23 protein-coding genes and 1 tRNA gene are annotated in these 22,164 nt (G+C 36.2%); 10 read left to right on the top strand and 14 right to left on the bottom strand.

The annotated features are described in order from the left end of the window. Positions 1 to 127: 127 nt before the first annotated feature. A complete protein-coding gene (locus KXJ69_RS08800) occupies positions 128 to 1,753 on the top strand; it encodes an ABC-F family ATP-binding cassette domain-containing protein (RefSeq protein WP_219052719.1) in 1,626 nt (541 codons plus the stop codon). A gap of 17 nt (positions 1,754 to 1,770) precedes the next feature. Here the strand turns inward: KXJ69_RS08800 and KXJ69_RS08795 are convergent, their stop codons facing one another. The 5 genes from KXJ69_RS08795 to pheT form a co-directional block, all read right to left on the bottom strand. Further along, entirely contained in the window at positions 1,771 to 1,995 is a 225-nt protein-coding gene (locus tag KXJ69_RS08795; protein WP_219052966.1) for a hypothetical protein, read from the bottom strand. Between the two features lie 41 nt (positions 1,996 to 2,036). After that, entirely contained in the window at positions 2,037 to 2,570 is a 534-nt protein-coding gene (locus KXJ69_RS08790; RefSeq protein ID WP_219052718.1) for a hypothetical protein, read from the bottom strand. 48 nt (positions 2,571 to 2,618) lie between these two features. Continuing rightward, entirely contained in the window at positions 2,619 to 3,521 is a 903-nt protein-coding gene (locus KXJ69_RS08785; protein ID WP_219052717.1) for a DUF2711 family protein, read from the bottom strand. Positions 3,522 to 3,790: 269 nt separating this feature from the next. Continuing rightward, positions 3,791 to 4,009 carry a putative signal transducing protein gene (locus KXJ69_RS08780; RefSeq protein ID WP_219052716.1) on the bottom strand — a complete coding sequence of 73 codons (219 nt, stop codon included), beginning with the start codon at positions 4,007 to 4,009 and terminating at the stop codon, positions 3,791 to 3,793. A 9-nt stretch (positions 4,010 to 4,018) separates the two neighbouring features. Then, positions 4,019 to 6,445: a phenylalanine--tRNA ligase subunit beta gene (pheT, locus tag KXJ69_RS08775; RefSeq protein WP_219052715.1), complete on the bottom strand. Its 2,427-nt coding sequence runs from the start codon at positions 6,443 to 6,445 to the stop codon at positions 4,019 to 4,021. A 270-nt stretch (positions 6,446 to 6,715) separates the two neighbouring features. Here pheT and KXJ69_RS08770 point away from each other — a divergent pair, with 270 nt between their 5' ends. After that, positions 6,716 to 6,919 (top strand): hypothetical protein, encoded by a 204-nt coding sequence (locus tag KXJ69_RS08770; RefSeq protein ID WP_219052714.1) that lies wholly within the window; start codon positions 6,716 to 6,718, stop codon positions 6,917 to 6,919. 29 nt (positions 6,920 to 6,948) lie between these two features. Continuing rightward, a complete protein-coding gene (locus KXJ69_RS08765; protein WP_219052713.1) occupies positions 6,949 to 7,752 on the top strand; it encodes a hypothetical protein in 804 nt (267 codons plus the stop codon). Positions 7,753 to 7,816: 64 nt separating this feature from the next. On the opposite strand, the gene KXJ69_RS08760 is transcribed toward KXJ69_RS08765, so the two are convergent. The 7 genes from KXJ69_RS08760 to hutI are packed head-to-tail and all read right to left on the bottom strand — an operon-like array spanning position 7,817 to position 13,892. Further along, positions 7,817 to 8,359 carry a hypothetical protein gene (locus KXJ69_RS08760; protein WP_219052711.1) on the bottom strand — a complete coding sequence of 181 codons (543 nt, stop codon included), beginning with the start codon at positions 8,357 to 8,359 and terminating at the stop codon, positions 7,817 to 7,819. Then, the gene (locus KXJ69_RS08755) at positions 8,349 to 8,780 is read right to left on the bottom strand and encodes an SRPBCC family protein (protein ID WP_219052709.1); all 432 of its coding nucleotides are present in this window, start codon (positions 8,778 to 8,780) and stop codon (positions 8,349 to 8,351) included. Before KXJ69_RS08755 ends, KXJ69_RS08760 begins: the two co-directional genes overlap by 11 nt. 19 nt (positions 8,781 to 8,799) lie before the next feature. Next, on the bottom strand, positions 8,800 to 9,429 hold the full coding sequence (locus KXJ69_RS08750) for a carbonic anhydrase (protein ID WP_219052707.1): 630 nt from the start codon (positions 9,427 to 9,429) through the stop codon (positions 8,800 to 8,802). Positions 9,430 to 9,489: 60 nt separating this feature from the next. Further along, positions 9,490 to 9,948, bottom strand: coding sequence for a GNAT family N-acetyltransferase (locus KXJ69_RS08745; protein ID WP_219052705.1), 459 nt, complete (start codon positions 9,946 to 9,948; stop codon positions 9,490 to 9,492). Between the two features lies 1 nt (position 9,949). Then, entirely contained in the window at positions 9,950 to 11,641 is a 1,692-nt protein-coding gene (gene ftcD, locus KXJ69_RS08740) for a glutamate formimidoyltransferase (protein WP_219052703.1), read from the bottom strand. Between the two features lie 17 nt (positions 11,642 to 11,658). Further along, complete coding sequence (locus KXJ69_RS08735; protein ID WP_219052701.1) at positions 11,659 to 12,660, bottom strand: formimidoylglutamase; 1,002 nt, start codon at positions 12,658 to 12,660, stop codon at positions 11,659 to 11,661. Beyond that, positions 12,657 to 13,892 carry an imidazolonepropionase gene (gene hutI, locus KXJ69_RS08730; protein ID WP_219052699.1) on the bottom strand — a complete coding sequence of 412 codons (1,236 nt, stop codon included), beginning with the start codon at positions 13,890 to 13,892 and terminating at the stop codon, positions 12,657 to 12,659. The genes KXJ69_RS08735 and hutI overlap by 4 nt, the downstream gene beginning before the upstream one ends. Positions 13,893 to 13,953: 61 nt before the next feature. On the opposite strand from hutI, the gene KXJ69_RS08725 reads away from it, so the two are divergent. From KXJ69_RS08725 to KXJ69_RS08715, 3 genes are all read left to right on the top strand, one after another. Then, complete coding sequence (locus tag KXJ69_RS08725) at positions 13,954 to 15,126, top strand: trans-sulfuration enzyme family protein (protein ID WP_219052697.1); 1,173 nt, start codon at positions 13,954 to 13,956, stop codon at positions 15,124 to 15,126. Beyond that, positions 15,123 to 15,839 carry a bacillithiol biosynthesis deacetylase BshB1 gene (bshB1, locus tag KXJ69_RS08720; protein WP_219052695.1) on the top strand — a complete coding sequence of 239 codons (717 nt, stop codon included), beginning with the start codon at positions 15,123 to 15,125 and terminating at the stop codon, positions 15,837 to 15,839. The genes KXJ69_RS08725 and bshB1 overlap by 4 nt, the downstream gene beginning before the upstream one ends. A 72-nt stretch (positions 15,840 to 15,911) precedes the next feature. After that, positions 15,912 to 15,987: transfer RNA gene (locus tag KXJ69_RS08715), tRNA-His, on the top strand. A 123-nt stretch (positions 15,988 to 16,110) separates the two neighbouring features. Here the strand turns inward: KXJ69_RS08715 and KXJ69_RS08710 are convergent. Continuing rightward, positions 16,111 to 17,124: a M28 family metallopeptidase gene (locus KXJ69_RS08710; protein WP_219052693.1), complete on the bottom strand. Its 1,014-nt coding sequence runs from the start codon at positions 17,122 to 17,124 to the stop codon at positions 16,111 to 16,113. Positions 17,125 to 17,344: 220 nt separating this feature from the next. Here KXJ69_RS08710 and KXJ69_RS08705 point away from each other — a divergent pair, with 220 nt between their 5' ends. Together KXJ69_RS08705 and KXJ69_RS08700 are read left to right on the top strand one after the other, a co-directional pair. Then, positions 17,345 to 18,340 (top strand): T9SS type A sorting domain-containing protein, encoded by a 996-nt coding sequence (locus KXJ69_RS08705; protein WP_219052691.1) that lies wholly within the window; start codon positions 17,345 to 17,347, stop codon positions 18,338 to 18,340. Positions 18,341 to 18,452: 112 nt separating this feature from the next. Continuing rightward, complete coding sequence (locus KXJ69_RS08700; RefSeq protein ID WP_219052689.1) at positions 18,453 to 19,709, top strand: NAD(P)/FAD-dependent oxidoreductase; 1,257 nt, start codon at positions 18,453 to 18,455, stop codon at positions 19,707 to 19,709. A gap of 16 nt (positions 19,710 to 19,725) precedes the next feature. On the opposite strand, the gene KXJ69_RS08695 is transcribed toward KXJ69_RS08700, so the two are convergent. Then, the gene (locus tag KXJ69_RS08695; RefSeq protein ID WP_219052687.1) at positions 19,726 to 20,625 is read right to left on the bottom strand and encodes a T9SS type A sorting domain-containing protein; all 900 of its coding nucleotides are present in this window, start codon (positions 20,623 to 20,625) and stop codon (positions 19,726 to 19,728) included. A gap of 279 nt (positions 20,626 to 20,904) precedes the next feature. On the opposite strand from KXJ69_RS08695, the gene KXJ69_RS08690 reads away from it, so the two are divergent. Next, on the top strand, positions 20,905 to 21,513 hold the full coding sequence (locus KXJ69_RS08690) for a hypothetical protein (RefSeq protein ID WP_219052684.1): 609 nt from the start codon (positions 20,905 to 20,907) through the stop codon (positions 21,511 to 21,513). Between the two features lie 29 nt (positions 21,514 to 21,542). Then, entirely contained in the window at positions 21,543 to 22,163 is a 621-nt protein-coding gene (locus KXJ69_RS08685; RefSeq protein ID WP_219052682.1) for a hypothetical protein, read from the top strand. The last annotated feature ends 1 nt before the right edge of the window (position 22,164 follow it).

The raw sequence follows: 22,164 nt of genomic DNA, 5'->3' as shown, positions 1-22,164 counted from the left end.
AAGTAACGGACATTTGCCCCCAATTTTGTTAATTAGTCGTTAAAAGATTTTAAAAAGCGCTTCTCCTTTAATTATCGCACTTATTTGGTTATTTTTGCACCCAATTTGAAATTTTAATTTTTCACTTATGTTATCAGTTTCCAATTTATCGGTTCAATTTGGCAAACGTATTCTGTTTGATGAGGTTAACACGCAATTTGTGCAAGGCAATTGCTACGGAATTATAGGCGCTAATGGTGCTGGAAAATCTACTTTTCTGAAAATAATTGCAGGAAAACAAGATCCAACCTCTGGACATGTTCACCTAGAACCAGGAAAACGGATGTCGGTTTTAGAACAAGATCACAATGCTTTTGATGATTTTCAAGTGTTGGACACCGTCGTACGTGGAAACAAAGAACTGTACAACATAAAATCTCAAATCGATAAACTATACGAGGACTACAGCGACGAAAATGCAGATAAAATAGGCGAGCTTCAAGTAGCTTTTGAAGAAATGAACGGTTGGAACGCAGACAGCGATGCAGCTGCCATGCTTTCGAATCTTGGGATCAAAGAAGAGTTGCATTACACCTTAATGAAGGACCTTGACGGTAAGCAAAAAGTACGTGTCCTGTTGGCACAAGCGCTTTTTGGAAATCCAGATGTGTTAATTATGGATGAGCCTACCAACGATTTGGATTACGAAACCATTTCGTGGTTAGAAAACTTTTTGGCAAACTACGATAACTGTGTGATTGTGGTATCGCACGACCGTCACTTTTTAGACGCCGTATGTACGCATATTAGCGATATCGACTTCGGAAAAATAAATCATTATAGCGGAAACTACACCTTTTGGTATGAGAGTAGCCAGTTAGCAGCCCGTCAACGTGCGCAGCAAAACAAAAAAGCCGAGGAAAAGAAGAAAGAATTGGAAGAGTTTATTAGAAGATTCTCTGCCAACGTTGCCAAATCGAAGCAAGCCACTAGTAGAAAGAAGATGATTGATAAGCTGAATGTTTCCGACATTAAACCTTCCAGCCGACGTTATCCTGCCATTATTTTTGAAAGAGAGCGCGAAGCAGGAGACCAGATTTTTAATGTGGAAAATCTTTCAGCAAGTATTGATGGGGAAGTGGTATTTCAGAATATTGATGTTAACTTGGCAAAAGGGGATAAGGTGGTCATCTATTCGAAAGATTCGCGTGCTACCACGGCTTTTTATGAAATCATCAACGGAAATCAAAAACCGGATTCTGGAAGTTTTCAATGGGGGGTTACTACCAACCAAAGCTATTTACCGTTAGACAACAGTGATTTCTTTACCAGCGAAATGAACCTCGTGGATTGGTTACGCCAATGGGCAAAAACCGAAGAAGAAAAAGAGGAAGTATACATCCGCGGATTTCTAGGTAAAATGCTCTTTAGTGGGGAAGAAGCCTTAAAAAAATGTAGTGTGCTTTCTGGAGGTGAAAAAGTACGTTGTATGCTAAGCCGTATGATGATGATGCGTGCTAACGTTGTGATGCTCGATGAGCCCACCAACCACTTAGATCTAGAGTCGATTACCGCATTTAACAACTCCCTTAAAAACTTTAAGGGTACGGTATTGCTAACGACCCATGACCACGAGTTTGCGCAAACTGTTGGAACTCGTGTGATTGAATTAACACCTAACGGAGTAATCGATCGCTATATGACCTTTGACGATTATATGAGCGATAAAAAGATTAAAGAATTACGCGAGAAAATGTACTCGGTAGGGGTGTAGTGTTTTTTCTTAGCCTTTTAAAAAGCCAGAATATTTACCCACTTTAATAGGTACATGGTGATTACGGTACCTCCAACGCTATATAAGATGGCCGCTTGCCAATAGTATAATCTAGTAGTCCACTGATTCCACATTTTGGAACCATATTCCTTTTTGGCATCACTTGCTGTGATCTTCCAAAAAAGAAAAAGGAAAACTAAAAAGAGTAGTATTGCTATACCGAGGACCCAACTATTTTCCATGTGTTGTTTTTAGATTACTGAGTCAATATAATGAAATTCTGCTACAATGACTTATAGGGTTGTTGTAAACCGTTTTTCTTTAGCAACTCTTTTTCAATACTGGTTCTAAATCCAATATAAGTTATTTCGTTAATTTTTATTTTCTCATTTTCAACCCATTCCGCATCTTCACTCATTAATTTTAGTTCCACTTCGTTTTCCGTTAGATTTTTAATTTGTCCGACAAAATATGAATCATCATCAGTTTCTGTAAATATTGCGATTAATTCTTCGTTTTCCAGTCCTGATAAACATTCAAACATATTGTTCATTTTTTCGAGTGGAAGTTTTCCGATAAATTCGGAGTAATTGTTATTTTTTATTTCACTTAATTCTTCGTTATCCCATTCTCGATATTTATCAATTTCAAAATTTCTAATAACTGCAAAACCATCATATTCTTTCGTCTCGTCATTAAAGCATATAAACACAAAGATATTTTCATTCGATTTTAAGCAAATTCCAGAATAAACTTCGTTCCGATTTGGTGCTAAATCAACGTGAATTGGAATTCGGTTTTTGATTATTTCCTGCATTTTCTCGATTTGGTCAATTGTTTGCCAACAGTCTCCTATAACCGTTAGTTACGGGTTAAATTTGCGATTATTTTTGGTTTGGGATTTTGTGAGTCCTGGATTATAACCAGTGTTACCACTAGTTTTTTTCTTTTTTATTTCCGTTTTATCATTCAATAATCTGTCAATTTCTCCTTCTTCCCAAGTCCATAAATGACTGCTCTTTTCGTCTGCCCAAAATCCTTCAAACTTGGTTTCGATTGATTCTTTTGAAAACACTCTTTCATTTATTGCAATAAAAAAGAAGAAATAGTCCCAACTGATAGCAAAGAGTATTGATTGGTTATTGTCATAAATGTAATAATCCTTAAAGTCAATTTTCTCGCAGAAATCATTTTGAGTTAATTCATTCAGGTTAATTGTTTTTTTGTTTTCATAAAATTCGTCCTCTACATCTACTTTAGAAATTCCATTTGACTTTAAAATTTCAAAAATTGACGATTTAGTGAAAAAGTCAAATGCACCTTCTGAAGGATGCCAAATATTGTTCTTGTCCGAATATTGATTTAAAATGTCCAATAAGTCTTCTCGTTGTAATTTCTTTTTAAAAGCCCCAATTGAAGTCATTAAAGCTTTATTCATATCTTTATTGTCATTCAGCTTTGTGTTTTGAATTATTTCTTTCCAAGTTACTTTTTTTCCGTTTTGTGATATTTCTTCATCGGTTGGATAGCATTCATTGGAAGAATATATTGTTACATTTAAGTGATTTCCAATTTTTTCAATAATCTCGTCCTTTTCTCTAGCTTCTTCAATTGAGATTACTTTTTTAGAACTATTAGTATCACAATGTTCTTTGTCAAGTTTGAAAAACGGCAGAAGTCCAACATAAACACTATCAAATTCAGAGTAGTGTTTCAAAACAGGCGTTTCCTCGTATGGATATAGATTTTTATTTTCTATTTTGCTCATTTTTCAAATTGGTGACGAACTTGTTATTTAATCCCATTTATTATCAATATCCCGCAACCGCTATTTCAAATATACAAATTACCCTGTTTTATTTGCTATTAGGTAAGAGCCGTCAAGTACATCTTCCCAAAAGTTAGTTTTTAGCTAACCCGAGTTAGTTTTTAGTTAACACAAGTTAGTTTTTGGCTAACAGAGGTTAGTTTTTAGTTAACACAGGTTAGTTTTTAGCTAACTTTTATAAAAATAGGGTTGTTTTTGGCTTGAGAAGATTAGCTGTTATTTTCATTAAAAGCAGTAATTATGGCAGATGCTTGTTCGTATTCATCTTCACGAATAAAAAGCTGCGTTTGGTCGGGTACGGCACCCGCAAATCCAGCTATAGAGGCGCTGTTTAAATCATTTCGCTCTACCGGTTGGATACCAATTTCATTCAATTCGGCAATCAATCTTTTGGCCACTAGGGAAGGTCCTGTATATATTCTTTTCATAGGATATGTTTATCGTAAAGTCGCGCCAAATTCTTTTTCAAATGTTTGCTGAAGCTTTGCCATGATTTTGTCAATCTGCTTGTCGGTAAGTGTTTTGTTCTCATCCTGAATGGTAAAACTAAGCGCGTAGCTCTTTTTACCCTTCGGAAGATTTTTACCCGTGTACACATCAAACAAAGAGACTTCTTTTAGTAAGTGCTTTTCGGTTTGCAAGGCAGCCAATTTTAAGTTTTCGAAACGCACTTCATCATCCAGCAATAAGGCAAAATCTCGTTTCACTTTTGGGAATTTTGGAATATTGGTTACCTGCACATTATTCCCTGTAAGCTCTTGTAGTACTTGGTCCCAATGGAAATCTGCGTACAGCAATTCGGTTTCAATACTAAAATGCTTGGCAATCTTTTTTGAAACAATTCCGAATTCCACCAATAGCTTCTTATTTTTTTGAAGCAAAATTCCTTCCGAAAAAATATCATTTTTTACATCACTTTCAACATAACCTGAAATCCCAAGCCCCTGCAAAATGGATTGTACAACGCCTTTTAAATAAAAGAAACTAGTCTTTTGCGAAGGGAACGCCCAAGTATCAGTCGTTTTATTTCCCGAAACAATAAGCGAAAGGTGTTTGTGTTCCTCTCGATTGTTTGGAAATTGATGATAGGTTTTCCCAAACTCGAAAAGTTTGATGTTTTCAATTCTTCGGTTGGCATTAAATGCCAAAGATTCCAATCCGCCAAACAACATCGACTGGCGTAAAATCTCCAAATCTTTACTCAGCGGATTCAGCATTTTAACCGAATGCTCTGGGCGTAAGGTTTGGGTGTGTTTGTAATAGGCTTCGTTGGTGAGCGAATTATTGAGCATTTCGTGAAACCCTAATGCCGTTAATTGACCACCCACCTTATCCTGAACTTTGTAGTCTTCAATTCGTTTCACCGAAGCCATGGAAGCATTCAGTTTTGTGGAGGTTTTAATTCGGTTATAACCATACACACGCAACACTTCTTCTATTACATCTGCTTCGCGGGTAACATCGTTTCTGTAGGCTGGAATGGTGATTCCTATACCTGTTTCGGTAACGTTGTTAATCTTTATTTCAAGCGATGTAAGTATTTGCTTAATAGTTTCTTTCGGGATTTCCTCACCAATTAAACGTGCTGTATTTTCATAGCTCAAGAAAACCTGATGGTCTTCAATTTTTTTGGGATAAATATCCACTACATCGCTACTAATTTCTCCCCCTGCAATTTCTTCCATCATTATAGCAGCAACCATGAGTGCGTATTCTGTAATATTGGGGTCTATTCCTCTTTCAAATCGGAAGGAAGCATCGGTATTTAATCCGTGACGTTTCGCTGTCTTTCTAACGCTTATGGGGTTAAAATACGCACTTTCTAAAAAGATACTCGTGGTCGTTTCCGTCACACCACTATCGATACCTCCAAAAACTCCTGCAATGCACATGGGTTTTTCGGTGTCGCAAATCATAAGGTCTTCTTTGTCAAGTTTGCGCTCTACCCCGTCTAGGGTTGTAAATAAAGTTCCTTCTGGGAGGGTTTTTACAATCACTTTTCCTCCATTTATTTTACTGGCATCGAAGGCATGAAGCGGTTGTCCTAATTCGTGAAGAATGTAATTGGTAATATCTACAACGTTATTGATAGGCGATAAACCAATAGATTTTAATCTGTTTTGAAGCCAAGTAGGGGAGGCTGCCACTTTTAAATTTTTTATAGTAACCCCACAATAGCGAGGAGCTAATTCATTGTTTTCAACCGAAACATCTATCTTTAAAGAACGATTATTTACGTGAAAACTACTTGTGGATGGGGTGATTAATTCTAGTGAAACACCATTTTGAAGCAAACCAGCTCGTAAATCTCTTGCTACCCCCCAATGGCTCATGGCATCGGCGCGGTTGGGCGTAAGTCCAATTTCAAAAATATGGTCGTTTTCAATGCCAATCACTTCCGAAAATAGGGTGCCAGGTTTAAGTTGCGCATCCAAAACCATAATCCCATCGTGACTGGTACCTATATGTAATTCGTCTTCGGCACAAATCATTCCTTGACTTTCTTCCCCTCGTATTTTTCCTTTTTTTATGGTCCAAGGATTCTTGTCGGCATCGTATAAGGTAGTCCCTATAGTTGCCACAGGTACTTTTTGGCCCACGGCAACATTGGGTGCGCCACACACAATTTGTAAAGGCGTTCCATTACCCACATCTACTTTGGTAAGTTTTAGCCTATCTGCATCGGGATGTTGAATACATTCTAAGACATGACCTACAACAATACCTTCCAATCCGCCAGGGACAGAGGTAAATGCTTCAATTCCTTCAATTTCAAGACCTAAATCGGTAAGTAATTCGCCTGTCTCCTCAGGGCTTTGATTAACTTTTATGAACTTTTTGAGCCAGTTGTAAGAAATCTTCATTTTCTATTTTACCTTTTAAAAGTGCAAAGATACGCTTTCGTATTTTTTACCATCCTTCAAAAACAAAAAATTGTAGAATTTAGGTAGGGAAAATGGTTTTTAAACTGTTATAGAAGTAATCAGGCAAAATAGTTTGATTATTTGTTTGGTTGTTTAGTTAGCTGTTGAGCATACCTCTCGTTTTTTCTAAATGAAAATAGAGGGGTATGTTTTTTATTATAAATCCTTTTAATGTTGTAGATTTGAACCATATACCGTAACTAAAAAACTATGAAACTTGCAACAAAAATCTTATTGGCATTATTTTTTGTAGCCTTTATCTCTTGTAGAGACACTGCAAAAGAAGAAGCCGAATTAAACGCAGCCATTGAAGAGGTTGAAAACATTGAAACTGAACTAGAGACTATTTCTGAAGAGGTAGAAACTAATGCAGATGAATTAGAAGAAACCCTTAAAGAATTAGACAGCATATAATTTAAATCAAAAAATCTAAAATTTTAAATATGAAAAGTAATACAATAAAGATAGTATTTGTGTTTTTCCTAACATTAGGATTAACCACCTTACATGCTCAAGATAAAGCAAAAGAAGTTAAAAAAGAGACTAAAAGTAGCATCAAATCTGCAGATAAAGTTAAAGATCAGAAAAGTGATTTTGATGAAAAAGTAGATGCAAACAAAGCTGCTTTAAAAGAATCAGGAACCACCGTTAAAGGGAAGCCGGATCAAATTGAGAAGGATGGTGCTAATAAAGGGAGTAATGTAGAAGAAGAAATGAAAAATTTGGAATCTAGTTATTCTAAAAAAATTAGAGCGACAAAAGACCCTAAAGAGCAAACGAGGTTAAAGGAGGAGATGAAGGAAAAAATGAAAGAGCTAAAAAAGGCTAACCAGAATGCTGTAAAAGAAGAAGTTGCTAAAGACAGTAAATCTAACATTGCTGAAATTAACACTAATGAAAAGCCAAAGGCAGATACCCAAGTAAATAAAGGAAAGCCAACAGTTGCTATTAAAAATGAAAAAGTTTCTGCAACAAAAGCGAGTATTAGCAATAGAAGAAAGAGCCTTGATAACAGAAAAGCAATGGTAGAAAATGCCAATGCTAAAGTGGCTGCTGCTAGAGCAAAATTAGATGCTGCGAAAGAAGAGGGTACTTTAACTAAAGAAGAAATTGCCGCTAAAGAAGCTAAAATTGTGAAGGCCGAAGCTCAAATTAAAAAGTTGGAAGCCTCTATAGATAAGGCTGAAAAGAAATTTGATGAAAATGATTCAAAACTATCGGATTTTGAAAAAAATATAGAGAAATAAAAATTAGTTTCAATTATAAAAAAAGCACCCGTTGGGTGCTTTTTTTATATACTATAAATTTCCGTTACTTACACGCGGCAAAATCCTCCCAAGTAATAGTAAATACATTTTGTTTTCTATCATAGGTATAAGGCACACCTTCTCCTTCTTTGCAGTGAAGTTGTAAAATAGTAGATTCTAGTTGATGATTGCTTTCGTAGCCCATAAGGGTACTCCCTTGATATAAAGGGCGACATTCTTTTCGCTCTTTACGTTTTAGGTGTTTGTATTCTTCTTCAGTAAGTTGTTTGTATTTGGGAAGAATAACTTTTCCCAAATCTAGTTTTGCCGTAGCCTCCAATGGGCAATTAACAATATGAAGGTTAATACCGTTATAGCTTAACACTAGGGTATTGGGGATGGAATCCTGCGGAATTTTTAACGAAAAATTTCCATCAAAATCACTACTCACTTTGGGCTTTACATCATCAAAATAAATTTTCACCAAGGGGTAGGGATAGCCATCTTGATAGAGTTGTCCACTAATTTGTGCCCCAACCGAAACGGCTACTAGAAATAATGCTAGTGTAATAATACCTTTTTGAAAAGGATCCTTTTTATAATTCATTAATATAGTTTTTCAAGTTTTGATTTATAAAATATTCCCATCCTCCTTGACAACTTTCTCGAGTAAATTCTGGAACGTTGTTTGGCCAGGTTTCAATTCCCTGATTGGTAACTTTAAGAAGGGTTTTGTTTTCTTTTTCAGAAATTGAAAAAGTAACGACACCTAGAATGCTAGGATATTCCTTAAATCGCCATTCGTAAGTTATATTTTTGAGCGGCTCCACTTCAGTTATTTTCCATTGATGAGTAAATTTTCTTCCCTCATTTTCAATTAAAAAGGAAGTTTCAAAACCTACTTCAGGTTTAAAATCTGGAATGTTTTCAAAATACCATTGGCGCATTTTATCAATGGCTGTAATAGCTTCCCAGACTTCTTTTGCTGAAGCATTTAGTTCTTGTTTGACGATGATAGGGACTTCCATTGGGCAATTTTACTATAAATTATTTTAATCGGTAAATTTCCATAACATTTTCAAGGACTTTCGGAAAATCTATTTTTAAATCGATGAGCCTTCCTGTATGAACATCAAACACCCATCCGTGTACCGTAATACCTCTGTTACGGTATGCGCGTTGTACTTCGGCGGTTTTTATCACATTAATACATTGCTCTTGTACATTTAGTTCTACGAGGCGCTTGTAGCGTTGTTCTTCATCGGTTATGGCATTTAGTTCCACACGATGGGTACGATACACATCGCGTATATTCCGTAGCCAAGGATTTAATATTCCCAAATCCTTGCTTTGCATCGCGGCCTTTACCCCACCACAGTAATAATGTCCACAAACCACTACGTGATTTACCTTTAAATGCAATACGGCATAATCTATAACAGACATCGAACTTAAATCGGTATTAGGCACCATATTGGCAATGTTTCTATGTACAAAAGCATCTCCAGGCGCAATACCCATCAATTCTTCTGCCGAAACACGACTATCGCTACAGCCTATATATAGTATATCTGGATTTTGCCCTTTGGATAAATTTTTGAAGTAGTTTTTATCTACGTTCAGCTTTTCCGCTACCCATTGTTGGTTGTTCTTAAAAATTTGCTCTATGTTTTTCATGGGATGGGGTTTGTTGTAAGGGATTCAATATCCCTAATGAATTTCAAAGATACGGAATGCTTATAGAGTAAGAATCATTTTAATATTACTTCGTTTATAGGGGCTATTGGCTTCTACAGGTATTTCCAAAAAGCCATATTTTCTATAAATATAAATAGCATTTTCCAGTTTAGTATTGGAATACAACATTAAATTGAGTTTATTTTCCTTAGCAAAATCGATACAATACTGCATTAATTGCTGGCCAATTTTTTTTCCGCGAGCTTCGGGCAAAACTGCCATTTTGGTAAGCTCAAAAAAGTCTTCATTGTGAGGCATCAATGCAACAGTTCCCAAAACAGTTTCGTTTTCAATAGCAAAAAAGATATGTCCTCCACGGTTTAAAATATACTGTTGGGGTTTACTCAATACTTCTAGGTCGAAATCTTCAACATAAAAATGTTTTTCTAGCCATTCCAAATTTAAATCGAAAAAGGCTTGTGCATATTTTTGCTGAAAAGAAACAATTTCTACGGCCATACTACATTTTGCTATCAATTAATGCAATGGTTTCTTGTTCAATTTTTAAGGTACTTTCATAAATGGTTCTTGCTTTTGAAAGAATTTCGTCGGCAAATACTCGGTCTTTTATGTCCTTAGCATTAATGCGGACATTAAAATAAGCACCCACGACTGCAGCTCTTGCACAAAGGATTCCAACACCAGCATCAGATAAGGAGCTTTGCAACCCATCCTGAAGCATGGCCTTTGCTACTTCCATCGATTGATACGAAGTTTCCATCACTTGAAACGGAATTTCGGTGGCATATTTGGTAGCTTCTTCAATGGCTTTTTTACGTGCTTCAATTTCTTTTTCACTGCCTTTTGGCATTCTAAAACCGTCAATAATTTTATTAAAAGCGTTCGTGTCTTCATCTACCAAAAACAGTAATTTTTGCTTGTAGGCTTGTCCTTTTTCTGCCCATTGCGAAAAGAATTCCCATCTATCGTCCCATCCAGCTTTGTGTGCCGATAAATTCGCAACCATGGTTCCAAGCGAAACTCCAAGTGCGCCTACATATGCACTAATAGATCCTCCTCCTGGCGCCATGGATTCGCCAGCCGTTTCATCGGCAAAGTCGTCCAGTTTAAAATCAATAAGTTTTTTGGCATCATCTTTTAGCAAATATTCTATAATGCGCTCATCTGGGTTAAAGGGTTTTAAATCGTCCAGTCCCAAAGATTTAATGGCAATCTTTATTTTTTCTTTTTCTGAAATTCCCAAGGAGCGTTCCTGCTTCACCAAAAAGTAATCGGCGGCATCTAGCATAGCTTTTAATGGTACCAACCCTACCAATTCGGAACCTGTTACACGCAAACCTCGGTCGATGGCCGCTTTGCAAGTTTCATCAAAAACTTCGTGCATAGAAGTGATGGAAATATTGGTAAGATTATAAGAAATTTGTGCTATTCCATACTCTTCAATATACCAGCCAATTCCTTTTACAGCTTTTAATTTTCCTGGAATCCGAACTGGCTCGCCATTTTCATCTAAAACAGGTTTTCCCGTAATAGGATTGCCTTCTCTTTTAGTTCGTCCCGCTTCTCTAATATCAAATGCAATGGCATTGGCTCTTCGGGTAGAGGTGGAATTTAAATTTACATTATAAGCAATTAAAAAATCTCTTGCCGAAATGGCGGTAGCTCCGGTTTTAGCCACTTTATCACTAAATTCTGCGGGACCAAAATCGGGTTTCCATTGTGGGTCAACCAATTTTTTTGCCAATCCTTCATATTCGCCAGAGCGGCAATTGGCAAGGTTTTTTCGTTTTTCTTCGGTGGCGGCTTTTTCGTAAAAATATCCAGGGATGCCCAGTTCTTTTCCAACGCGTTCCCCTAATGTATGGGCGTATTTTGCCGTTTCTTCCAAAGTGATATTGGATATGGGTACTAACGGACATACATCAGTCGCGCCAAAACGAGGATGTGCTCCGCTATGTTTGCTCATATCAATTAACTCGGATGCTTTTTTAATGAGTCGGAAAGCAGCTTCAATCACAGGTTCGGGTGGTCCCACAAAAGTAATAACCGTTCTATTTGTAGCTTTTCCAGGGTCGACATCCAACAATGTTACACCTTCAACGGTTTTTACAATCTCTGAAATAGCTTTAATTTTTGCCGCATCGCGTCCTTCGCTAATATTTGGGACACATTCTATTAATTGTTTCTGCATAATCTTAAGGGTGTTTTTTAAGCAATCACATCTGAAATTAAAAAGGAAATGGTTTTTCCTACCTGCGCAGGAAAACTTCCTAGGCCGGGTGCACCTTCACAAATATGAAGATACACACAGTGTTCTTTTTTTGAAAAATGGGTGATAAATTTTCGGGCATCGTTTATAGAATATCCTCCAGGTGTCATAGCGCTACTGCCCATATCTTCAATCGCATCTAAATCCAATTCCAGTCCAAAGGGCGCTTTTGTCACAAAATTTTCAGCAGTTTTTACAGCTTCAGAATAGGGGATAGTGTTATTAATTTCAATGTCCTCGAATAAGTTAAATTGAATTCTTTCTGAATGTAATTTTAACCTGTCAAAAACAAATTGGGATGTATAATTGCGATGCAAGCCAAAGGTGTAATAGCGATCTAAATATCCTTCTTCAAAAGCATAGGAAAATCCGTTACCACTATGGCGATGCTCCAAAGCTCGAAAATCGGTATGAGCATCAAAATTTAAACAATTTATGGCCTTTCCGAAGGCTTTATACGCTCCTTTTAAATTTCCGTAGCTATTGTTATGACCTCCACCAATAATGATTGGGAATTTTCCAGTATTCAGTATTTTTTCAACCACCGTTGCCACTTTTTCGTCAATGGCTTCCACCAACTCACCTAATTTTTGCACATAATTTTCTTCTTTTGAAGAAAGTCGGGAAGCGCTTTTCATCTCAGGCTCACAATCTACTTCCCCTAACACGGCTAAATGTTGCACTTTGGTAAACTCATTCTTCTGAATATTGCAAAGTACCGTTAAGGCAGCTTCCCAAGCTTGCGCCGTTCCGGGGTTTCCATAATTCGCACGCACCCCAATGTCTTCGGGAATGCCTACCAGCACATATTTTGCAGAAAGTTCATGTAAATTTTCCCAATGGGAAACGGTAGTCAACCCTTCGCCAAATTTGCTTTCCCCTTCACGCTTTCGGACTAACTTTAAAATATCTTCTTTCGAGTAAAACTTGACCAAACTCATAACAATCTTCCGTTAAGAATTACTTGATTGATGTAATCTGTCCCAAACGAATACGGTAAAAAACTATACGACGGAATTTCTTCCGTAATGATCACACTGGCGGCTTTTCCTTTGGTAATACTTCCGTGAGTTTCACTTAACCCCATGGCGTAGGCACCATTAATAGTTGCTCCGTTAATAGCTTCTTCGGGAGTGAGCTTCATTTTAATACAAGCGGCAGCCACGACAAAATTCATATTGCCCGAAGGGGAGGAGCCCGGGTTAAAATCGGTTGCTAAGGCTAAGGGAAGTCCAGCGTCAATAATGTGTCTACCCGGCGTATACGGAATGCTTAAAAAGAAGGAACAACCTGGTAAAGCTACGGGAATGGTTTCCGAATTTTGAAGAGCTTTGATGTCTTCATCGGTAAGTAATTCGAGATGATCCACACTCAAAGCCTTGTGTTTTACTCCCGCTGCCACACCACCAATCGCATTAAACTGATTGACATGAATTTTTGGGATAAGCCCATATTTTGATCCTTCGGAAAGGATGCGTTCCGTATCGGCTACCGAAAAATAGCCTTCTTCACAAAAGATGTCGATATAATCGGCTAGCTTTTCTTCTGCAATCTTCGGAAGCATCTCGTTGCAAATTAACTCAAGATACCCATCTTTATTATTTTTAAATTCGGTGGGTAATGCATGCGCTCCTAAAAAAGTAGTTTTTATATCGATGGGATATTTTTTTGCCAGTTTTTTCGCCACGCGAAGCATTTTTAATTCGGATTTGGTTGTAAGTCCATAACCACTTTTAATTTCGATGGCTCCTGTACCCATATAAATTACTTCTTCCAAGCGCTCTGCTGATTGACGAAATAGTTCTTTTTCAGATGTTTGTTGTAGTTTTTTGGCACTGTTCACAATACCACCGCCTTTTTCGGCTATTTCTTGGTAGGTGAGTCCGTTGATTCTATCCACAAATTCCTGCTCTCGATTTCCCGCATAAACAATATGCGTATGACTGTCACACCAAGTGGGAAGAACTATGCGCCCCGTGCAATCTAAAATTTGAGTAAATTTTCCCTTAGGAGGAACATCCATACTACCAAAATCTTCAATCTTTTTGTCTTTTATAAGCAACCACGCATTTTTAAGAGTAGGGAGGTGGTTCATCTCCTTACCACTAACTTTAGAAGGAGGATTTTCACGAACTTGAAGCAGTTCTTTTATGTTTATTAACAAAAGTTTCATCGTTCAAAGATAGCAAACCTGAATAGGATTTTATACTTTTAACTCACTAAAAGTCGCACTCATGAAATCAAAAAAAATAGGGGTCAATACTATTTGTACGCACGTCGGCGAAATTAAAGACGAACAATTTAAAGGAGCCATTTCTCCATTATACATGTCTAGCTCTTACGCCTATGAAAATGTGGATATTAAGCGCTATCCACGATATTTTAACACCCCTAATCAAGAGGCGTTAGGGAAGAAAATAGCCGCTTTGGAGCATTGTGAAGCAGGAATGATTTTTGGAAGTGGAATGGCCGCTGTGAGTACAGCTTTATTAGCCTTTTTGCAAAGTGGAGACCATGTGGTGGTTCAAAAAACGATTTACGGGGGTGCGTATAATTTCATGGTGGAAGAATTTCCGAAATATAATATTGAATTCGATTTTACCGATGGTTTTTCGGAAGCCGATTTTGCTTCAAAAATAAAGCCGAATACCAAAGTGATCTATGTAGAAACACCAAGTAATCCTTTGATGCTGATTACCGATTTGGAAATGATTTCCAAACTTGCGAAAAAGCATCAATTAGTTTCTATGATTGATAATACATTTGCTTCGCCAATTAATCAGAATCCAGCCGATTTTGGTATTGACATCATTATTCATAGTGCTACAAAATATATGGGTGGGCATAGTGATATTTGCGCAGGCACAGTGGCAGCATCGAAAGAACATATGGACAAAATCTGGAATTTGGGTAAAAACTTAGGTGGAAGTTTAAGCGATTATACTGTGTGGTTGTTGGAGCGAAGTATTAAAACGATGGGGATACGTGTAAAAGCACAAAACCGAAACGCAAAAAAGATGGCAAAGTGGTTAGATGAACACCCTCTAGTTTCAAAAGTTTATTATCCAGGATTAAAATCACATCCAGATTATAAAATTGCAAGGCGACAAATGTATGGTTTTACAGGAATGCTTTCTTTTGAATTAGTACCTTCCATAAATCCACAGGCTTTTATGGAAAAACTGCTGATGATTAAACAATCTATGAGTTTGGCAGGCGTTGAGTCCACCATACTTTCTCCTTCGAAAACGTCGCATGCATTGTTATCTGCTGAAGAAAGGAAGCGCCAAGGGATTGCAGAGGGTTTGTTGCGTTTTTCAGTGGGGATTGAAGATAAACATGATTTAATAGCCGATTTAGAACAAGCTTTTGAAGCGGTTGCAAAAAAACAAATACAAAAAGTATGAAGTTAGATATTTTAGCTATAGGTGCACATCCCGATGATGTTGAAATGAGTTGTGGTGCTACCCTTGCCAAAGAAATTTCGTTTGGTAAAAAAGTTGGGATTTTGGATTTAACAAGGGGAGAACTTGGGACAAGAGGCAGTGCCGAAATTCGAGATAAGGAAGCTCAAGATGCAGCGAAGATTTTAGGAGTCTCCATGAGGCATAATTTGGAATTTGCAGATGGTTTTTTTGAAAATAACCTCGTTACACAATTGGAGGTTGTAAAAATAATAAGAAAGTATCGTCCAGAAATTGTATTGTGTAATGCCATAGACGACAGGCACATTGATCACGGAAAAGGGAGTAAATTGGTAAGTGACGCTTGCTTCTTGAGTGGGCTACGAAAAATTGAAACCTACCATGAAGGAAATAATCAAGGGGCGTGGCGACCAAAACATGTGTATCATTATATTCAATGGAATGAATTAACACCCGATTTTGTGGTTGACGTAACTGGATTTATGGAGAAGAAATTAGAAGCTGTATTTGCTTATAAAAGTCAGTTTTACGATGAAGAGAGTAACGAACCCGAAACACCTATTTCTTCAAAAAACACTATGGATAGCTTGAGTTACCGGAATCAGAATTTAGGACGTCTTATTGGTACCGAGTATGCTGAAGGATTTACCGTTGAAAGACCTGTCGCAGTAAATACTCTAGAAGATTTAATTTAATTTTTTAAAACTATTGTAGATAGTTGCAAATTGAATTATATTTGCACCCTCTTATTTAGCGAAATTTAATATGGTGGTTGTAGCTCAGTTGGTTAGAGCGCTTGATTGTGGTTCAAGAGGTCGCCGGTTCGAACCCGGTCTTCCACCCAAAAATACAAAGCTTCTTAGAAATGAGAAGCTTTTTTTGTTTAGGGTGTTTTGTAGGAATGGTTTCAATAAAAAAAACGCCTTGCTAATAAGACGTTCTTTTAATAATGTCGTTATTCTTTTATTATAACTTATCCGCTGTAATTCTGCCTTCTCTATTAGCTACTTCCCAAGCCGTTTGAAATATTAACTGCGCGCGTTTTGCCATGAGTTCATATTCAATTTTGTCTGGCGTATCGGTTGGTTTGTGGTAGTCTTCATGCACTCCATTAAAATAGAAAATGATGGGAATGTTATTTTTAGCAAAGTTATAGTGATCACTTCGATAGTAAAAACGATTAGGGTCGTTTTCATCATTAAAAGTGTAATCCAGTTCAAGATTAATATATTCTTTATTAATCATTTCAGACACATCGTGCAGTTCTTGACTAAGTTTGTCGCTTCCAATAAGATAAATGTAGTTAGGATTGTCTTTTTTATCGGGATCAATTCTTCCAATCATATCCGTATTTAAATTACAAACGGTATTTTCTAAAGGAAAAATAGGATTTTCGGTATAGTATTTTGAACCATACAGCCCTATTTCTTCCCCAGTCACGTGTAAGAATAGAATGGAGCGTTTAGGACCATTTCCATCCTTCACTGCCTTTTGAAAAGCTTGTGCAATTTCCAACATAGAAACTGTACCACTTCCATCATCATCTGCACCATTGTAAATTTCACCATCGTGCATTCCAACATGGTCGTAATGTGCAGAGAGGACGATAATTTCGTTTGGTTTTTCTGAGCCCTTTATAAAGGCCACCACATTTTCAGAAGGTTTTGCATCTTTTTTTCTGCTAAAGTACGCTGCAGGTATGTCTTGATAGTAATTGTCGTTTTCATAGGGTGAGGCAATTCCTTCAGAAACATAAAAGTTTTTTAGGTATTCTGCTGCCATTTTTTGACCAGGTTCTCCTGTCATCCTTCCTTGCATTTTATCATCGGCAAATTTGTAAAGATGTGTTTTTAGGTCTTCGGCGGTAATTGTATTTGCGTAATCCACTCGGGACATGTTCTTGGTAACAGTGTAATTTGATTGTGCCGAATTACAAGAAATTAAACCAAGTGTAAAAAGTAAAAAATAGATGTTTTTCATTTTTTCAAAAGATTAAGGTATAAATATACATATACTTGATTCTGGCTTTCCTAAAAAAAATATAAAATCTATATCGTTTAATATGTTTATCTACTAACAATAACTAAATCAATGTATTAAAATCTTTAAATCGTTAAATATTTATTAATTAATTATGGTTAAATACAAGTTTAAAAATATTTTGTTTAAGTTTGAATCGAAAACATTAAACAAAAAAATTATGAAAAAATTACTCTTTACTTTTTTGGCCTTTGCCACAGTGCAAATTGCTATTTCTCAAGCACGTGTAAATGTAATACACAATTCTGCAGATGCTGCCGCAGCAGTAGTTGACGTTTATTTAGATGACGCTCTTGCTGTAGACGATTTTGCATTCAGAACCGAGACTGGATACATAGATTTTCCAGCAGATGTCGAAGTTATTATTGGAATTGCTCCTTCAAATAGTACAGGATCAGGTGATGCCATTGCTACGTTCCCTGTAACGTTAGCAGATGGTGAAACTTATGTAGTTATTGCTACGGGTATTGTTAGTGCAACAGGCTATGACCCAGCTCCAGCATTTGGATTAGCTGTATACGATATGGGTCGTGAAGTTGCAACAGATGGTGCTAATACAGATGTGTTAGTGTATCATGGTTCTACTGATGCACCTGCCGTTGATGTTTTAGAAACTGGTGTGGGAGCAGGATATTTGGTTGAAAACATTTCATATTCTGAATATGCAGGTTATTTAGAGTTACCAACTGCAGACTATGTGTTACAAGTTAATGCTGCAGGAGGATCTGGAGTAGCCGCTTATGGTGCGCCTTTAGCAACATTAGGATTAAATGGAGCTGCATTAGTGGTGGTAGCATCAGGGTTCTTAGATCCATCTAATAATAGTAATGGTCCAGCATTTGGTCTTTGGGTTTCTACAGGTGCTGCTGGTGGACTTGTTGAATTGCCATCTGCACCTCTTGGAATAAATGACTTCAATACCAATACTATTGCATTGTACCCTAATCCAGCTACAGATATTATCAATATCGCTAGTGAAGACGGCGAGGCATATACCATTAAAGTAATTGATATGCAAGGAAGAGCCTTAATGGTAGATGGTGCTGCTTTTGAAAGAGGATACCTTAACATTAGTTCTTTAGCAACTGGGATTTACAACATTGTGGTTATGGATAATAATAAGATTCTTGGAAGTAAGAAATTTATAAAAAACTAAACCTCAATTACTAGGTTTTAAAGGTCCGATTTTATCGGGCCTTTTTTATTTCAAAAACTTTAATTCATTTACCTTTATAGAAGTATTTAAGATTCCTATTTAAGTTAAGTCCATGAAAAGTACACTTCCTAAAATTGTCATAATTGGTGCAGGGTTTGGCGGTATCGCGATGGCAAAATATTTCAAAAATAAACCTGTTGAAGTTTTATTAATAGATCAAAATAACTTTCACAATTTTCAACCCCTAATGTATCAAATTGCTACGGGAGGTTTGGAGCCTTATAGCATTGCTTATCCTGTTCGGCGGATTTTTAGAAACTACAAGAATGTAAGGTTTAGAATGGCAAAAGTGAATTCTGTTGTTACTTCTGAAAAAAAGATAATTACTTCAATAGGAGAGATTACCTATGATTATTTAATTATGGCTACGGGTGCTCAAAATAATTTTTTCAATTTTGAACCCATCAAGGATAAATTACTCACGTTAAAGTCCATTCCCGATGCTTTAGACATTCGAAGTTTTTTGTTTCAGAATCTTGAAAAAGCACTTTCAAACGACACTCAAGATTTGCCTGAAGTTCTGAATATTGCCATTGTGGGAGGAGGGCCTGCAGGTATTGAATTGGCAGGTGCCTTGGCCGAAATGAAACGTTATGTTATTCCGAAGGATTTTCCAGAGTTAGACACTTCAAAAATGAATATCAATCTTTATGAAGCAGGAGAGAAACTGTTAGGTGCTATGTCTGAAGATTCTTCCAAAAAAAGTTATGAGTATTTAAAGGATTTGGGGGTGAATGTTTTTTTAAACACGCGCGTAAATGGATATGACGGAAGTGAGTTATTACTTCCAAACAATACTACCTTTTCTACAGATACTGTAATTTGGACAGCTGGGGTAAAAGGAGCTCCTATTGATGGATTACCTAGTGCTTCCATAATAGGGGGAAATAGAATTTCTGTAAATGAGTTTAATCAAGTTTTAGATGCAAAGGATGTTTATGCTATTGGCGATGTAGCAGCTTTTGTAACTACTGAAAATCCCATGGGATTACCTATGTTAGCTCCTGTGGCACAGCAGCAAGGAAAACATTTGGCTAAAAATATTTTGGCTGGAATAAAAGGAAAAACTTTTAAACCTTTTACGTATAAAGACAAAGGAACGATGGCCACAATAGGTAGAAGGAAGGCCGTTGTAGATTTACCTAATTGGAAATTTCAAGGCACTTTTGCCTGGTTGGTGTGGATGTTTATTCATATTATGTCTTTGGTAGGATTTAGAAACAAGGTAGTGGCATTTTTAGGCTGGATGTTGAGCTATTTTACGTATGATAAGCCTTTGGGGTTGATTATTAGAAGATTTAAACGGTAAACGAAAAGTTATGTTCTTATTCTATTACAATTTTAAGAGTTTGCTTTCTATTTATCGAGGAATTTAAAATAAGCAAATAGATGCCAGAAGGATAATTTGAAACATTTAATTGGATTGAATGTTGACTATTATTTTCAAAAGTGTTTAAATGAACACCTTTTAAATCATAAAGTTCAATAGTCGAAAAGCGTTCGATATTTATTATTTGGAATATATTTTTTTCAGAAGTTTTTATTGCTTTAATGGAATTCTTTTGGGTGATATAATTAGGAGTATCGAGAATGAAAAAAGGCTCACATTCATCAATAATATCTAAATCTGAATAATAGGATTCACCATTTTTAAATACGCAAGCGACTCGACCTACCCCGTCAATGTCTGGATCCCCACTTGGAGCCGTAATAATAGATAGCGATCCAACGCCTTCAACCCAAATAGCATTATTGGTACTTACGTTGTTAGATGCTGCAGGAGAAAAGTAAAAATGGTCATAGGTGTTTCCATCGACTAATGGACGTGGTATAATAGAATCTACTTTAAAATAGCCTGCATCTTCTGGAAAAGGGGTAATGGGGTTTTTCATATCGATAGAGTCTCCTACTTCTAGAGAGAAATCGTATAGTAAATAGTCATATACTCCGTTGGGTAAAATAGCCTTTAAATACACTTTTTTAGAATTTATGTCTTCCCGTAATAGGAATCCTCTAGATATATAATGGTATCCATCAAGAACTTTAAAGCTCATACCATCAACAATAGTATCTCCATTGGTGTAATATAAATCAGTATCACATAAACCTTCGTAACAAAACCGTACATTCCATTCGTTATAAGTATCCAAAAGGGGTTTATAATCTTGTGAAAAGATATTTATGGAAAAGAGTAATAAAAAATTAATAAGTAGAATTTTCCTCATATTGATTTTATTAAGGTCAAATATAAAATATTAAAATCTAGTAGATGTAAAAACTATAAAATTCTAATTTCCATATCCTTAGTACAATTATATGCCGCACCAATGTTTTTTTTTTAAATTTTAAAACAAATTAACCTGAATTTACTATCAAAAATTGGTGTGATTAAAAATAATTGTGTATTTCGTCGAAGTTATGTGTAATTTGGCGATAAAAAATTTCAAAATCACTTTTTGTTGTAATAATATTCCTATAGGTTTGTTGTAGAAATTAGCACTATAATGAAATATTTTCTACATATAATCGTAATTATTCCCATATGTATTTTACACGCGCAAGGGGTTGGAATAAACACTACAAATCCCTTAGCGACCTTACATGTTAATGGTAATTTTATGTTTGAGCCTAATCTAACGGTTACTTCAACAAGATTAGTTGGAATATTAGAGAATGGCGGTGCAAGAGACTTTGAATTAGGAGATGCCTTCGTCATTACTGAAGGCACATTAGAAGTAACAGAAACGGTTGATCCTAATATATTTCTAATTGGTGATGTTGACCAGTCATTAACTAGTGGAATTAGTCAATATAATAATTATGATATTGGCCTCGGAAATATTAATAGTGATAGAGCTGTAATTAGATTTACTGGAGAAACAGCAGGTTATTCTGTAACAGGCTTTAGTGGGGGATATGATGGTCGAATTGTATATTATTTTAACTCACAAAACCAAAGCGTAACATTTTATAATTTAGATTCTGACAGTGATTTAGAAAATCAAATTATTACAGGAAGTGGTGCGAATGTGAGTATAAATAATATTGGTATGGCAGAGTTCATTTATGATGCATCCATTCAAAAATGGATCTTAGTAAATCTGCGAGGATAAATAAGGTGTTCACTTTAAATTTTTGCAAAATGAAATTAGCAATTATAGTATTATTTTATTTTGTGCTACAAGTAAGTCATGCACAAGTTGGGATTGGCACTACAGATCCTCAGGAAGATTTGCATATAATAGGAGACTTAATAGTGGAGGGTTATAGTTTAATAGACAATTCTACATCTTTAGTTGGGGCAGATGACTTGGGGAATCTTACCATATTAAACTTAGATAATAATTTAACTCTAGAAAATAATAAATTAGAGTTAAGTAGAAGTATCTATTATGGTATAGGAGATATAGATTTGTCTGGAATAATCACCGTTGGTGGAAATCTAGCGCATAATGTGAATTTACAATTAGGGACTGGAGAAATTAATGAAGGTAAGATAGTTTTGAATGTTACAGGGCTCCCATCCAATATTAAGATTACTGGAATCGAAGATGGAGTGGATGGACAACATATATTTTTTTATAATTCGGTAACAAATAATATTGTATTTCTAGATGAGTCAGATCCTAAAAGCCTAGGATCATTACCTCAAAACAGAATTAAAGTATTAGCAAGCTCTGAAACACTAGCTGGAAGGGGTAGTGTAGAGTTAATATACGATGGTAATAGTCAACGATGGATATTAATTTCAATACACGATTAGT

It is taken from the genome of Halomarinibacterium sedimenti (assembly GCF_019312585.1).
Taxonomy (GTDB): Bacteria; Bacteroidota; Bacteroidia; order Flavobacteriales; family Flavobacteriaceae; genus Halomarinibacterium; species Halomarinibacterium sedimenti.
The sequence above is the reverse complement of the archived record's forward strand: the minus strand, read 5'-3'. Positions and strand labels throughout refer to the sequence as shown.

Coding starts and splice junctions, on each gene's coding strand:
- KXJ69_RS08800 (WP_219052719.1), top strand. CDS start 128: ATGTTATCAGTTTCCAATTTATCGGTTCAATTTGGCAAACGTATTCTG.
- KXJ69_RS08795 (WP_219052966.1), bottom strand. CDS start 1,995: ATGGAAAATAGTTGGGTCCTCGGTATAGCAATACTACTCTTTTTAGTT.
- KXJ69_RS08790 (WP_219052718.1), bottom strand. CDS start 2,570: ATGCAGGAAATAATCAAAAACCGAATTCCAATTCACGTTGATTTAGCA.
- KXJ69_RS08785 (WP_219052717.1), bottom strand. CDS start 3,521: ATGAGCAAAATAGAAAATAAAAATCTATATCCATACGAGGAAACGCCT.
- KXJ69_RS08780 (WP_219052716.1), bottom strand. CDS start 4,009: ATGAAAAGAATATATACAGGACCTTCCCTAGTGGCCAAAAGATTGATT.
- pheT (WP_219052715.1), bottom strand. CDS start 6,445: ATGAAGATTTCTTACAACTGGCTCAAAAAGTTCATAAAAGTTAATCAA.
- KXJ69_RS08770 (WP_219052714.1), top strand. CDS start 6,716: ATGAAACTTGCAACAAAAATCTTATTGGCATTATTTTTTGTAGCCTTT.
- KXJ69_RS08765 (WP_219052713.1), top strand. CDS start 6,949: ATGAAAAGTAATACAATAAAGATAGTATTTGTGTTTTTCCTAACATTA.
- KXJ69_RS08760 (WP_219052711.1), bottom strand. CDS start 8,359: ATGAATTATAAAAAGGATCCTTTTCAAAAAGGTATTATTACACTAGCA.
- KXJ69_RS08755 (WP_219052709.1), bottom strand. CDS start 8,780: ATGGAAGTCCCTATCATCGTCAAACAAGAACTAAATGCTTCAGCAAAA.
- KXJ69_RS08750 (WP_219052707.1), bottom strand. CDS start 9,429: ATGAAAAACATAGAGCAAATTTTTAAGAACAACCAACAATGGGTAGCG.
- KXJ69_RS08745 (WP_219052705.1), bottom strand. CDS start 9,948: ATGGCCGTAGAAATTGTTTCTTTTCAGCAAAAATATGCACAAGCCTTT.
- ftcD (WP_219052703.1), bottom strand. CDS start 11,641: ATGCAGAAACAATTAATAGAATGTGTCCCAAATATTAGCGAAGGACGC.
- KXJ69_RS08735 (WP_219052701.1), bottom strand. CDS start 12,660: ATGAGTTTGGTCAAGTTTTACTCGAAAGAAGATATTTTAAAGTTAGTC.
- hutI (WP_219052699.1), bottom strand. CDS start 13,892: ATGAAACTTTTGTTAATAAACATAAAAGAACTGCTTCAAGTTCGTGAA.
- KXJ69_RS08725 (WP_219052697.1), top strand. CDS start 13,954: ATGAAATCAAAAAAAATAGGGGTCAATACTATTTGTACGCACGTCGGC.
- bshB1 (WP_219052695.1), top strand. CDS start 15,123: ATGAAGTTAGATATTTTAGCTATAGGTGCACATCCCGATGATGTTGAA.
- KXJ69_RS08710 (WP_219052693.1), bottom strand. CDS start 17,124: ATGAAAAACATCTATTTTTTACTTTTTACACTTGGTTTAATTTCTTGT.
- KXJ69_RS08705 (WP_219052691.1), top strand. CDS start 17,345: ATGAAAAAATTACTCTTTACTTTTTTGGCCTTTGCCACAGTGCAAATT.
- KXJ69_RS08700 (WP_219052689.1), top strand. CDS start 18,453: ATGAAAAGTACACTTCCTAAAATTGTCATAATTGGTGCAGGGTTTGGC.
- KXJ69_RS08695 (WP_219052687.1), bottom strand. CDS start 20,625: ATGAGGAAAATTCTACTTATTAATTTTTTATTACTCTTTTCCATAAAT.
- KXJ69_RS08690 (WP_219052684.1), top strand. CDS start 20,905: ATGAAATATTTTCTACATATAATCGTAATTATTCCCATATGTATTTTA.
- KXJ69_RS08685 (WP_219052682.1), top strand. CDS start 21,543: ATGAAATTAGCAATTATAGTATTATTTTATTTTGTGCTACAAGTAAGT.